The following is a 13299-nucleotide window of genomic DNA, read 5'->3' on the forward strand; positions in this document are numbered from 1 at the left end:
CACTTCACAGCGGACGCACGGCGGCACGGCGACGATGGGCGCCGCCGCGCGGTGCGCCCCACCGCCGCCGGCGTCGGGGTCGTGACGAGGAACGCGCGCAACCCCGTCCGTCACAGAGAGTTGAACAGGACGTGCTGCGATACCTGATCCGGAAGTCGGCCGGCTGGCTGGCGATGATCGTGATCGCGGCCAACCTGACCTACTTCCTGGCCACGGCCTTCCTGGATCCGCGGTCGAACTACCTCCAGCTGCGACCCACCCCGCCCCCGGAGCAGGTCGCACGCTCGCTCGAGCAGTACAACCTCAACCCTGAAACGCCGGTGCTGGAGCGCTGGTGGACGTGGCTGACGTCGATCGTCCTGCACTGGGACTGGGGCCGGTCGCCGATCGGGGACAGCGTGAACGCGCAGGTGGCGTTCCGCATCGGCGTGAGCGCGCAGCTGGTGGTGCTGGGCCTGACGCTCGCCGCGGTGGTCGGCGTGGCACTCGGGGTGTACACGGCCACCCGCCAGTACTCGTTCGCGGACCGCCTCCAACAGGGGCTGTCGGTCTTCACGCTGAACGTGCCGCTGGTGGTGGGGGCCCTCGCGGTGGTGCTCGTGGCGATCAGCGTCAACCAGGCGCTCGGTACGACGGTGCTGTTCGTGGCGGGGGCGAACTCGCCGTCGGTGAGCGGGTTCTGGCCGACGGTGCTGGACCGGCTCCAGCACCTGGTGCTGCCGACGGTGACGCTGGTGCTGTTCAGCTACGCGGGCTACCACCTGCTGCAGCGCAACCTGCTGCTCGACGACGTCAACTCCGACTACGTGCGCACGGCCCGCGCGAAGGGGCTCACCCGCACACAGGCCGTGCGCCGCCACGCCCTGCGCACGACGCTGATCCCGGTGGCGACGTCGGTGGCCTTCGCGATCCCGGCGCTGTTCACGGGCGCTGTGATCACCGAGACGATCTTCGCCTGGCAGGGCATGGGGCAGTACATGATCCAGTCGATCGCGAAGAACGACGTGCACGCCGTCGTCGCGGTGGCGGTCTTCGGCGCGGCGATGACGGCGCTGGGTGCGATCCTCGCCGACATCGCGGTCGTGGTTCTCGACCCGAGGGTGCGGCTGACCTGATGAGCATCTTCCCGCTGGGACCGACCGCGGCCGACCACGCCGTCGAGCAGGCCGCCGAGCACGCCGGACCGCCCACAGCGCCCACCCCGCGGCGGCGGGCGTCGAGCCGGGGCAGGCTGTACCTGCGCCGCTTCCTGCGCAACCGTGGCGCGGTCGCCGGCGCGGTGATCCTCGCCCTGCTGATCCTCTTCGCGCTGTTCGGGGGCTTCCTCACCCCGTACACCCACACGGACGTGGACTTCACCGCGCTCACCCGGCCGCCGTCGCCCGAGCACGTCTTCGGGACGAACGCCTCGGGCAACGACACCTACGCGCAGGTGGTGCACGGGCTGCAGCGCTCGCTGGTCATCGCGATCACCGTCTCACTGCTGACGACGGCGATCGCCGCCTTCGTCGGCGCCGTCGCCGCGTACCTGGGCGGGCGGGTCGAGCGGACGGTGCTGACGGTCATCCACTTCCTGCTGGTCGTGCCGTCGTTCCTGGTGCTCGCGCTGCTGTCGAACTCCTACGGCGGGGACTGGCGGATCCTCATCCTGGTGCTCACGGCGTTCGGCTGGATGTTCGGCGCGCGGGTGGTGTGGTCGCTGTCGACGTCGCTGCGCGAGCGCGAGTACGTGCAGGCGGCACGGTTCATGGGCGTGCGGCCGACGCGGATCGTGCTGCGCCACATCGTGCCGAACATCGGGTCGCTGCTGATCGTCTCGTTCACCCTCGGGGTGGTGGCGACGGTGCAGGGCGAGACGGCGCTGTCGTTCATCGGGTTCGGGGTGAAGCTGCCCGACGTCTCGCTGGGCACGATGCTCAACGAGGGCGCGAACTCGCTGGCCAGCGCCCCGTGGCTGTTCTGGTTCCCGGCGAGCGTGGTCACCCTGCTGACGATCTCGATGGCGCTGATCGGGGACGGGCTGTCGGACGCGCTGAACCCGCTCTCGCGCTCGGGCGGCCGCGCGTGACGCGCCCGGACCCCGTCGACCCGGCCACGAACACCGCGCCGCTGCTGTCCGTGCGCGACCTGCGCGTCACGTTCGGATCCGAGGCGGGCCCGGTGCACGCCGTCCGCGGCGTCGACTTCGACCTGCTCCCCGGGCGCACGCTGGGCGTGGTCGGCGAGTCGGGGTCCGGCAAGACGGTGACGTCGCTCGCGGTGCTGGGCCTCCTGCCGGAATCGGCGCGGGTCAGCGGCTCGGTGCGGCTGGAGGGCCGCGAGCTCCTCGGCCTGGACGACCGTGCGATGTCGCGGATCCGCGGCCGCGACCTCGCCATGGTGTTCCAGGACCCGCTGTCGGCGCTGACCCCGATCTTCAGCGTCGGCGCGCAGATCGTGGAGGCGCTGGAGGTCCACGGCCTCACCGAGGGCGCGAAGGCCCGCGCCCGGGCCGTCGAGCTGCTGGACCTGGTCGGCATCCCCGACGCGAAGGGCCGCGTGGACTCCTTCCCGCACGAGTTCTCCGGCGGGATGCGTCAGCGCGTGGTGATCGCGATGGCGATCGCGAACGAACCCAAGGTGATCGTCGCGGACGAACCGACGACGGCGCTGGACGTCACGGTGCAGGCCCAGATCCTCGACGTCCTCACGCTCGCCCGCGCGGAGACCGGCGCCGCGCTCGTGATGATCACCCACGACCTGGGAGTGATCGCAGGCACCGCCGACGACGTGCTGGTCATGTACGCGGGCCGTGCGGTGGAGTCGGCGCCGGTGGACGCCCTGTTCGCCGCACCCCGGATGCCGTACACGATCGGGCTGCTGGATGCCGTGCCCCGCGTGGACGCCGCGGACCGCACCCCGCTCGTCCCGATCCGCGGCAACCCGCCCCTGCTCATCGACCTGCCGCCCGGCTGCCCGTTCGCCCCCCGCTGCCCCGTCGTCGAGGAGCGCTGCCGGGCGGACGAGCCCGCGCTCGCGGCCGTCGGGGAGGGGCACCGCGCCGCGTGCGTGCGTGCGGAGGAGATCGAGGACGGCCGCATCGGTGGCGAGCCGGTCTTCCCGCGGCCCGAGATCGCCGAGGCGGCCGCCCCGGGCGGCCGCGAGGAGCGTCCGCCGGTCCTGGAGCTCGTGGGTGTGCGCAAGACGTTCCCCCTGCTCAAGGGCGCGCTGCTGAAGCGGCGGGTGGGCGCGGTGCACGCCGTCGCCGGTATCGACCTCGACATCCGGCAGGGCGAGACGCTCGGCCTGGTCGGCGAGTCCGGCTGCGGCAAGACCACCACGCTCCTGGAGATCATGCGGTTGCGCGCACCCGAGGCGGGCCGGATCGCGGTCGCGGGCACGGACGTCGCGACGATCCGCGGGCGCGCGGACGAGCGGGCGCTGCGCCGGGAGATCCAGATGGTGTTCCAGGACCCGATGGGCGCCCTGGACCCGCGCCTCACCATCCACGACGTCCTCGCGGAGCCGCTGCATGCGATCGGCCGGCGCGACCGGGCGGCGGTCTGCGTGCGGGTGGACGAGCTGCTGGAGCTCGTCGGCCTGGATCCCGAGCAGAGCGACCGGTTCCCGGCCGCGTTCTCCGGTGGCCAGCGCCAGCGCATCGGCATCGCCCGAGCGCTCGCGACGAACCCGTCGCTGCTGGTGCTCGACGAGCCGGTGTCCGCGCTGGACGTGTCGATCCAGGCGGGTGTGCTGAACCTGCTGCAGGAGCTCAAGGCCCGGCTGGGCCTGTCCTACCTGTTCGTGGCGCACGACCTGGCCGTCGTCCGGCACGTGAGCGACCGCGTCGCCGTCATGTACCTGGGGCGGATCGTCGAGATCGGGACGGTGGACGCCGTGTTCGCCGATCCGCGCCACCCGTACACGCAGGCCCTCCTGTCGGCGGTGCCGGTCCCGGACCCCAAGGTGGAGCGGGCCCGGGAGCGGATCGTGCTGCGCGGCGACATCCCGAGCCCCACCGACGACTCCCCCGGTTGCCACTTCGCCGGCCGCTGCCCGCTGCAGCAGACGCTCTCCCCCGCGGCGGCCGCGCGCTGCACCGGCGAGACCCCCGCCCTGCGGCGGGCCGGTGCCGTCGACCACCACCACGCCTGCCACCATCGCTGACTCCCCGCCCCGTGCCTGCCGAGAGGAACCGCCGATGCGCCTGACGAGGCTCGTGACCCTGACGGTGGCCGCCGTGCTCGGCGCGACGCTGGCGGCCTGCGGGAGCGACGGCGCCCCGCCCGCGCCCGCGGCCCCGCTCTCGACCGACGGCGAGTACAACCCGCAGCCCTACGACAACATCCGCGACGGCGGCACGTTCACCACGGCGATCGGCGAGATCAACCCGCAGTTCAGCACGTTCCAGGGCGACACCACGAACGACACCAGGCTGCTGTGGAACTGGTACAACCCGATGGTCATCACGTTCACCCCGACCGGCGACCCGCTCTACAACCCGGACTACCTGACCAGCGCCACCGAGGAGACCGTCGACGGCAACACCCGGATCACCTACACGATCAATCCCGCGGCCACGTACAACGACGGCACGCCCATCGACTGGCGCGCGGTCGAGAACACCTGGAAGGCCAACAGCGGCACGGACCCCGCCTACCTCGTCGCGTCCAGCGACGGGTACGACCGGATCGCCTCGGTCACCCGAGGCGTGGACGACAAGCAGGCGATCGTCACCTTCGACGGTGCGAACCCGTGGTGGCCGGGGCTGTTCAACGAGTGGCTGCACCCGGCCGTCAACACCCCGGAGCTGTTCAACAGCGGCTACCTCAACAACCCGCACCCGGAATGGGGTGCCGGGCCGTACACGATCGCGAGCCTGGACACCCAGACCGGGACGATCGCGTTCGAGCGCAACCCGAAGTGGTGGGGCAAGCCCGGCAAGCTGGATCGGCGGGTGTTCGTCCAGTACGAGTCGCAGGCGGCGCTCAACGCGTTCAAGAACGGCCAGATCGACGCCGTCGGCGCGAACACCGCGGACCGGCTGGCCCAGGTGCAGGACGTGCCCGGCACCGAGGTCCGGCGCGCCGTCCGCCCCGTCAACGCGATCTTCACGCTGAACGGCAAGTCGCCGATCCTCTCCGACCCGGCGGTGCGCAAGGCCGTCATGCAGGGCGTCGACCGCAAGCAGCTCGGGGAGATCGTCAACCAGGGCCTGGAGTACTCCGCGACCCCGGCCGGCTCGCTGTCGCAGTTCGAGTTCCAGGACGGGTACCAGGACAACTTCTCGAAGGTGATCACCCTTGACCCGGAGGCGGCGAAGGCCGGGCTGGAGGCCGCGGGCTGGGTCGCGGGGCCGGACGGCGCCCGCAGCAGGAACGGCACGCCGCTCACGCTGGACTACGTCCGCCTCGGCGACACCCCGACGAGCGCGGCCATCGCGACCGCCACCGCCGCGATGCTGCGGAACATCGGCGTCACCCTGAACATCCGCCAGGCCGCGACCAGCGAGTTCTCGGCGATCCTCAACGAGCGCCGCTTCGACCTGTTCTACTCCGCCTACATCAGCTCCGACCCGTACGGCTTCGCCTACTTCTGCCAGCAGTGGTGCTCGAACTCGACACTGAACAACTCCGGCACCGGCACCCCCGAGCTGGACGCGAAGGTGCAGGCCGTGCAGAAGCTGCCCACCGCGCAGGAGCAGATCACGCAGGGCAACGCGGTCGAGGTCGAGGCGTTCGGGCTCTACGGCGTCATGCCGTTGACCAGCGGTCCGTCCATCGCAGCCGTCAAGCAGGGCCTGGCGAACTACGGCCCCGAGCAGGGCGCGAGCCTGTTCCACCGGGCCTTGCCCGAGACCGTCGGCTTCCAGAAGTAGGAGACGCCATGCGTGCCATGATCGGCGCTCTCGCCGCGGTGCTCGCGCTGACCCTCGCGGGGTGCGCGGGCGGGGCCGGCGACCAGGGCCTGCCCCCGGCGCCCGCCCCGGCGGAGGGCGAGTACAACCCGCAGCCCTACGACAACATCCGCGACGGCGGCACGTACACGACGGCGATCGGCGAGATCAACCCGCAGTTCAACGTCCTGCAGGGCGACTCCACCGCCGACACCCGCACCCTCTGGCGCTGGTCCAACGCGATGCCCATCACCTTCACGGCGAAGGGCGACCCGGTCGTCAACCCGGACTACCTGGTGAGCGCCACCGACGAGACGGTTGACGGGAACACCCGGATCACCTACACGATCAACCCCGCGGCGACCTTCAACGACGCCACGCCGATGGACTGGCGGATCTTCGAGAACCAGGCCCGGATCCTCTCCGGCAAGGACCCGGCCTACATCGTCGGCTCCAGCGACGGCTACGACCGGATCGCGTCGGTCACCCGCGGCGCCGACGACCGGCAGGCGATCGTCACCTTCGCCGGGATCAACCTGTGGTGGCCGGGGCTGTTCAACGAGTGGCTGCACCCGGCGGTGAACACCCCGGAGCTGTTCAACCAGGGCTACCTCAACAACCCGCACGCGGAGTGGGGCGCCGGGCCGTACACAATCGCCACACTGGACCAGCAGGTCGGCACGGCCGTCTTCGAGCGCAACCCGAAGTGGTGGGGCAAGCCCGGCAAGCTGGACTCGCGGACCTACGTCGTCTACGAGGCGCAAGCCTCGCTCAACGCGTTCAAGAACGGCCAGCTCGACGCGACGGGCGCGTCGTCGGCGGAACGGCTCGCGCAGGTGCGCGACCTGCCGGGCATCGAGATCCGCCGCGGCACGTCCCCGTTCACGTCACTGTTCACGTTCAACGGGGACTCGCCGATCCTGTCGGACATCGCGGTGCGCCAGGCGCTCATGCAGGCCGTGGACCGGGCACAGCTCGGGAAGATCCTGCACCAGGGCCTGGACTACGAGGAGACCCCGCCCGGCTCGCTCACGCTCTACCGCTTCCAGGAGGGCTACGAGGACAACTTCTCGAAGATCGTCACGTTCGACCCGGAGGCCGCCAAGCGCGGCCTCGACGCGGCTGGCTGGGTGCCGGGCCCCGACGGCGTCCGGGTGAAGGACGGCCGACCGCTGGTCATCGAGTACGTCCGCACCGGCGACAGCCCGGTCGGCATCGCCGCGGCGACGGCGACCGCCGCCATGCTCAAGAACGTCGGCGTCACGATGAACATCCGGGCGGTGCAGAGCAGCGAGTTCTCCTCGGTGGTCGCGGAGCGCAGCTTCGACCTGTTCTTCTCCGCCTACTCCAGCTCGGACCCGTACGGGTTCGCCTACTTCTGCCAGGCCTGGTGCTCCAACTCGACGCTCAACAACTCCAAGACCGGCACGCCCGAGCTCGACGAGAAGGTGCGTGCGGTGCAGGCGCTGCCCACCGAGGCCGAGGTGATCACGCAGGGCAACGCGGTGGAGACCGAGGCGTTCGCCCGCTACGGCGTCATGCCGATCGACAACGGGCCGACGATCGTCGCGGTCAAGCAGGGCCTGGCCAACGTCGGGGCGGGGCTGTTCTTCGTCCCGCTGCCCGAGACGGTGGGCTGGCAGAAGTAACCGCGCACACCCCGGCGCCCGGCCGCTTCGCCCACGTCAGCGGGCCCGGCGGGGCTTCGCGCGGCGGCGCAGCTCGTCCACCCATCCCGGGACGTCGGCGACCACCAGGTCGACGGCGTCCTCGGCCCCGTCCGCTGCGCGGAACCGCACGCGCAGGACGTCGCGTCCGGAGCGACCCTCCCGCGTGCGGGCCGCCTCGACCGCCACGATCCGCGTCACGCGGATCTCGGTGGTGAGCGGCGGCGACCACAGCGCGACGACGAACCGGGTGGCGTCCACGCCGATCGTGCAGTGACCGCGTCCACCCCCGGAGGCGAACCCGAGCGACGTCGCCGTCGCCTGCCGGTCCAGCCCGGCCACGGCCTCCCGCCCCCGGCCGACGACGCGGCGCATCCGCACGATCGCGAACCACAGCGCGATCCCGACCACCACAGCGGCCAGCGAGACGATGAGGACCGTGTTCACGCGATCACGCTAGCGAGCCGCGGCGCCCCGGCCCGCGCCGCCGCGGCTCGCACACACCCCAGGTCGCCCGCACACACCGCCGACGCCCTGTGCGAGCACACCACCGTGTGTGCGAGCGCCACGCGGACCCGGATCAGCCGATCGTCAACTCGGCGATCCGCGCCCGGTGCGCGTCCGCGGTGCCGGCGATCCCGGCGAGGCGCTTGGCACGCTTGTAGAAGAAGTGCGCCTCGTGCTCCCAGGTGTAGCCGATGCCGCCGTGGTACTGGATCATCGCGCCGGTCGCGGCCACGGCGGCGTCGCTGCACTTGGCCTTGGCGACGGCGACGGCGAGGTCCGCGCCCTCCAGCGAGACGTCGACGGCGTGCGCGGCGTAGAGGGCGGCATGCTCCGCCATCGTGACTGCCACGTGCAGGTCGGCCAGGGCGTGCTTGATCGCCTGGAACGAGCCGACGGGGACGCCGAACTGCCTGCGGTCCCGGTCGTAGGCGACGGTGCGGGTGAGCGCCTCGCGGGCGACGCCGGCGAGATCCGCGGCGACGAGGACGGCGACACGGGCATCCAGGTCGGTGCTCCCGGTCAGCGCCTCGACGGTGCCGCCGTCGAGGGTGGCGAGCCGCACCGTGCCGTCGTAGCTCCCGACCGGGGCGGCCGACGCACCGGTGACCAGCGTCCAGCCGTCCCCTGAGCGGGCCACGACGACGTCCGCGACCGCTCCGTACTCCACGACCGGGAGCGTGCCACCCGCCTCTCCCCGCAGCGCGACCGCGCCCACCGCGTCCCCGGCCGCGAGCCGCGGCAGCCACGTCGCCCTCTGCTCCGGCGACCCGGCGAGCCGGATCGCCTCGGCCGCCAGCACGGTGCCCCGCCACGGACCCGGCGCGACACCGGCGCCGAGGGCGCGCGCGATCACGTGCGCCTCGACCAGGCCGAGCTCCAGCCCGTCGTGTTCCTCGGGGACGGTGACGGCGAGCCAGCCCTGCTCGGCGGCGGCCTTCCACAGCGCGGCCGGGTGCCCGTCGCCGTCCGCGTCCTCGACGACGCCGCGGACCGCCTCCAGGTCGAACCGGTCGGCCAGGTAGCCGGCGACGGCCGCACCGAACTCCTGCTGCTCCTCGGTGAGCGCGAAGAACATCGTCCCTCCTACCGGGTCATCGAGGCAGGCCGAGCACGCGCTCGGCGGTGATGGTGCGCTGCACCTGCGACGACCCGCCCCAGATCGTCACCGAGCGCGACCACATGGCCTGGCCGTGCAGGGCGCGCAGGTCGATCCCGTCGATCGTCTCGAGGGTGGCGTCGTCGCCGAGGACCTCGTCGAAGACCTCCCAGAGGTCCTGGAACGTCTCCGACCACTGCAGCTTCGTCATCGATGCCTCGAACCCCAGGTCGCGGCCCTGCTCGGTCTGCGTGAGCACGTGCATGGCGTGGTAGCGCAGGCATTCCAGCTCGGTGAGCACGCGGGCGAGCCGGTCGCGCACCACGGGGTCGCGGTCGCGGCCGAGGGTGCGCGCCACCTCGACGATCTCGTCGTACTGGCGGCGGAACTCGGTGTACTGCGACGTACCCGATGCCCCGCGTTCGAACGACAGCAGCCGCATCGCGGTGCGCCAACCGTCGTCGATCGGGCCGAGACAGTCGCTCGCAGGCACGCGGGCGTCGGTGAAGAACACCTCGCCGAACTCGCTGGCCCCGCTCATCTGCTTGAGCGGGCGGGCGTCCACGCCGGGCTGGTGCATGTCGATGAGCAGCATCGAGATGCCCCGGTGGCGCTCGCTGCCCGGTTGCGTGCGCACGAGGGTGAAGATCTTGTCGCCGTGGACGGCGTAGGTGGTCCAGACCTTCTGGCCGTTGACGACGAAGTCGTCCCCGTCTCGGACGCCGCGCGTGGAGAGGGCCGCGAGATCGGAACCGGCGCCGGGCTCGGAGAACCCCTGGCACCAGATGACCTCGTTGCGCAGCAGCGGGCCGATGATCTCCTTCTTCTGGCTCTCGGTACCGATCGCCATGACCGTGGGCGCGAGGAAGGTCAGGCCCAGCGGGTTGACGGTGCGGGGCGCGTGGGCGAGCACCATCTCCTCGTCGTAGATGGCCTTCATGCCGGGAGTGCCGCCGCGACCGCCGTACTCCGTGGGCCACTGGATGCCGGCGAACCCGGCGAGCGCCTTCTCCCGCTCCCACTCGCGGCGCATCGCGAAGCCCTCGTCGTCGGGGACGGACTCCCAGAACCCGGGACGGGTCCACTCCTGCGGGATGTGCGCGCCGAGCCACGCCCGCAGCTCGCGGCGGAACTCCTCCTCGGCCGGGGTGAAGCTCAGGTCCATCGGCGGCCTCCTCGCGTGCGCTGCGACCACTGTGGCATACCCGCGGGTAACCGTCTCCGCCCACGCGCGAACGGCCCATCTGGGAAATAGGTCTTCCCGTACGGGCCGCTCGCGGGGTCTCGGCGGGACGGGCAGCGCGGCCGCGGGGAAGGGAGCCGCGGGGAAGGGACGGGGAAGGGAACTGTCACCTCCCGGCAACTGCCGACCATCGTGTCGGCGGCGGCACGCTTGCCGGTGGCGGCCGGAGGTTCCGTGCCGCGACGGGAGGGGACGGTCATGATCGCGACGACGAGCGGGCGGATGCCGGTCGGGACATGGATCACGGCGGCGCTGCTCGCGCTCGTCGCGCTGCTGGGGGCGGGTCCCGGGATCGCGAACGCCTCGGCGACGACACCCGCGCAACCCGGGTGGGTCGACGTCACCGACGCACCGTCCGGGGTCACCGTCGCGCTTCCCGGCGAGGCGGATCCCGTCGAGGTGCCGTTCGGCCGCGCCTACGCCCCGGACGGCGCGGACGTCGCGTTCGCGGTCGTCGACGTCCCGACGATTCCGGGGCTCGGTCTCGACACCGTCCTCGACTCGGTCGGCCCCGGCCTCGGCGTGACGGTCGTGGAGAGCCAGGAGACCACCGTCGACGGGCGCGACGCCCTCGACGCCGTCGTCGCCGTCGACCGCGAGGACGCGCAGGGCACGGCCCTCGTCCGGGCCGTCCTCGACGACGGCCATGTCATCGTCCTCGCCACCCGCGCCACGGACGCGTCCGACGAGACGGCCCGCGCCCTGCACCAGCGGCTCCTGGCCGGCCTGCGGTTCGCCTGACCGCCGGTCAGCTCGCCGCGAGCTTCGCGTAGGCCGCGCGCGCGACGTCCGTCGGGTCCGGGGCGTCCGCGGCGGCGGTCTCGGTGGCCGACACCAGCACCGTCAGGACCGAGCCCCGGCCGAGCACGCCGACCACGTTGATCCGGTCGCCGTCGCGGTCGACCGACCACAGCGTGGCGCGGTCCGCCCCGATCTCCTCGGTCACGTCGAACGCCGGTCCGATCCTGCCCTCCGACGACTCGCCGCAGCCGTATCCCGCCGTGAGGGCGTCGAACGCGGCGGCGGCCGTGGCGGCGTCGGTGAACACGTCGATCGACTCCTGGGCCCGGATCGCGTCACCCGCCGCGAACGCTCCGCCCACCGGCACGGCCTTGAAGGCCGCCGCCAGGCTCGGCTGGCCGCACGGCAGCGTGTCGGACGCGCCCGGTGGGGACCACGTGGCGGAGGCGAATCCCGGCCCGACCTCGTCGGGCCTGAGGACCAGCGACTGCAGGTCCGTCGGGTCGCTCGTCGGCAGCGGCGGGAGGTTCGTCATCGGGGCGGGGGTGACGTCCGGCGCTCCTGCCGGTGCGGACGTACCGCCGCACCCGGCCAGGCCCAGCCCCGCGACGAGGGCGAACGCGACGAGCAGACGGGATCGCGGCACGGGCGGCTCCAGACGAGGGTTCGGGGAGGACGGCATTGTCTCCCCTGCGGCGCGGCCGCCGACCCCACCCCCGCCGTCAGCCTCGCAACCTGGACCGCAGCCGCCCGACGGCGCCGGGCTCCAGCCCGTTCGCAGTGAGCCAGCCCGCCGCCCCGCCGTGCTCGGCGTCGAGGCGTGCCAGCAGCGCGGCGATGACCTCCGCCCGCGGCATGTGCGGGGTCAGGTCGTCGGGCATCGGGTACTCGAGGGCGTCCGCCCAGCGGCGGAACATCGCCTCGACCTCCAGCGCCGACAGCGCGTAGTCCTCCACCACGGCCTCCCGCTCGACCCCGATCGTGTCGAGCACGAGCGCCACCAGCACGCCGGTGCGGTCCTTGCCGGCCTGGCAGTGCACCAGCGCGGGACCCGCGTCCGGCGCGGCGATCAGGCGGGCGGCCTCGACGACGTTCTCGGGGTGGTCGGTGAGGAAGCCGAGGTAGTTGCGCAGCAAGGGGTCCGAGTCGTCGCCGGTCTCCGGCAGCGGCCGGCCGTCCTCGGGGACGAAGGTGAGCGCGACCGTCCGGACGCCCGCGCGGGCGATCGGCGTCGGGCCGTCCCGGTTGATCTCGCGGGCGGTGCGCAGGTCCAGCACCAGGCTCAGCCCGTAGACGTCGATGAGGTGACGCACGTCGGCGTCGGTGACGTAGTGCAGCGCCGCGCTCCGCAGGAGGCGCCCCGACCGGGTGATGCCGCCGCCGGAGATCGGCAGCCCACCGACGTCACGGACGTTGTCGAGACCTTCCAGCTTCAGCCACCGCGTATCCAGGGTCACCCGGTCACGGTAACCACGGTCCGCGCGCCGAGCCGACGATGTGGGCGGAAGCTCTCACGACCGGGTGGTGAACACGACCCCACCCGGCCGTCCGCCGCGGCCCCGCGAGTTCCGCATCTCATCCGCGCGAGTTGCGCCTCTCATCCGCGCGAGTTGCGCCTCTCATCCGCGCGGGTTGCGCATCTCGTCCGCGCGAGTTGCGCATCTCATCAGGCCGAGTTGTGCGTTCTGCACGGCGCGCCCCACGCGCGGCGCCCGGCTGCGACAACCCGGACTCCCCCGGCGCCGGCAAGCCCGCTGACGCAACGCGCAACTCGCCGACGCAGGATGCGGAAGGTTGCGTCCCGTGAGCTGGTGGAGTTCGGGGTTCGCCGTGTTCGGTGTGGCGACCATGACGGAGGCGGCCACCGTGTGACGGTCAGTGAGACCTGGCTAAGGGTTCTCACGAAGGGACACGACACACGATGGCCTTGGACCATGCTGCCCTACTCGAGGTTCTGGACGTGCTGAAGGCTGGTGATGCTGGTGAACGTGTCCGGGTCGCGGCCGAATCCATGTACCAGGCCCTGATCGAAACCGAGCTGTCGGTGAATCGTCCTGGGATCGCGAGAGGCTGAAGGTTCAGGCCACCGCGCCCTGCTGGGCAACGGTGTCAGCGTAGCGGGTCTCGTGTTCGATCGGTGTCAGATAATCGATCGACGAGTGGATTCTTT

Annotated in this window: 11 protein-coding genes and 1 pseudogene; 7 read left to right on the plus strand and 5 right to left on the minus strand. The window is 72.1% G+C overall.

All coding sequences use genetic code 11. The annotated features are described in order from the left end of the window. Positions 1–131: 131 nt before the first annotated feature. From AB7J25_RS10435 to AB7J25_RS10455, 5 genes are read left to right on the plus strand one after another with little or no spacing between them, the layout of a single operon-like run. Entirely contained in the window at positions 132–1115 is a 984-nt protein-coding gene (locus AB7J25_RS10435; protein ID WP_428507593.1) for an ABC transporter permease, read from the plus strand. Then, positions 1115–2068: an ABC transporter permease gene (locus tag AB7J25_RS10440; protein WP_428507595.1), complete on the plus strand. Its 954-nt coding sequence runs from the start codon at positions 1115–1117 to the stop codon at positions 2066–2068. The genes AB7J25_RS10435 and AB7J25_RS10440 overlap by 1 nt, the downstream gene beginning before the upstream one ends. Then, entirely contained in the window at positions 2065–4146 is a 2082-nt protein-coding gene (locus tag AB7J25_RS10445; protein WP_428507596.1) for a dipeptide ABC transporter ATP-binding protein, read from the plus strand. Before AB7J25_RS10440 ends, AB7J25_RS10445 begins: the two co-directional genes overlap by 4 nt. A gap of 34 nt (positions 4147–4180) precedes the next feature. Further along, a complete protein-coding gene (locus AB7J25_RS10450) occupies positions 4181–5857 on the plus strand; it encodes an ABC transporter family substrate-binding protein (protein WP_428507598.1) in 1677 nt (558 codons plus the stop codon). Between the two features lie 8 nt (positions 5858–5865). Then, complete coding sequence (locus AB7J25_RS10455; RefSeq protein ID WP_428507600.1) at positions 5866–7524, plus strand: ABC transporter family substrate-binding protein; 1659 nt, start codon at positions 5866–5868, stop codon at positions 7522–7524. A 36-nt stretch (positions 7525–7560) separates the two neighbouring features. On the opposite strand, the gene AB7J25_RS10460 is transcribed toward AB7J25_RS10455, so the two are convergent. The 3 genes from AB7J25_RS10460 to AB7J25_RS10470 all read right to left on the minus strand — a co-directional run bounded on the left by AB7J25_RS10460 (position 7561) and on the right by AB7J25_RS10470 (position 10310). Continuing rightward, positions 7561–7989, minus strand: a complete 429-nt coding sequence (locus AB7J25_RS10460; RefSeq protein WP_428507602.1) for a hypothetical protein — start codon at positions 7987–7989, stop codon at positions 7561–7563. A gap of 133 nt (positions 7990–8122) precedes the next feature. After that, positions 8123–9124, minus strand: coding sequence for an acyl-CoA dehydrogenase family protein (locus tag AB7J25_RS10465; RefSeq protein ID WP_428507604.1), 1002 nt, complete (start codon positions 9122–9124; stop codon positions 8123–8125). A 16-nt stretch (positions 9125–9140) separates the two neighbouring features. Continuing rightward, positions 9141–10310 (minus strand): acyl-CoA dehydrogenase family protein, encoded by a 1170-nt coding sequence (locus tag AB7J25_RS10470; protein WP_428507606.1) that lies wholly within the window; start codon positions 10308–10310, stop codon positions 9141–9143. Between the two features lie 276 nt (positions 10311–10586). Here AB7J25_RS10470 and AB7J25_RS10475 point away from each other — a divergent pair, with 276 nt between their 5' ends. Then, a complete protein-coding gene (locus tag AB7J25_RS10475) occupies positions 10587–11129 on the plus strand; it encodes a hypothetical protein (RefSeq protein WP_428507608.1) in 543 nt (180 codons plus the stop codon). 7 nt (positions 11130–11136) lie between these two features. Here AB7J25_RS10475 and AB7J25_RS10480 read toward each other — a convergent pair whose 3' ends face one another. Both AB7J25_RS10480 and AB7J25_RS10485 read right to left on the minus strand, forming a co-directional pair. Then, on the minus strand, positions 11137–11775 hold the full coding sequence (locus AB7J25_RS10480) for a hypothetical protein (RefSeq protein ID WP_428507610.1): 639 nt from the start codon (positions 11773–11775) through the stop codon (positions 11137–11139). Positions 11776–11851: 76 nt separating this feature from the next. After that, positions 11852–12586: a tyrosine-protein phosphatase gene (locus AB7J25_RS10485; protein WP_428507612.1), complete on the minus strand. Its 735-nt coding sequence runs from the start codon at positions 12584–12586 to the stop codon at positions 11852–11854. A gap of 464 nt (positions 12587–13050) precedes the next feature. Here AB7J25_RS10485 and AB7J25_RS10490 point away from each other — a divergent pair. Then, positions 13051–13173 (plus strand): annotated as a pseudogene (locus tag AB7J25_RS10490) (IS256 family transposase); the annotation flags it as partial. Positions 13174–13299 lie beyond the last annotated feature (126 nt).

The organism is Pseudonocardia sp. (assembly GCF_050246655.1).
Lineage (GTDB): Bacteria > Actinomycetota > Actinomycetes > Mycobacteriales > Pseudonocardiaceae > Pseudonocardia.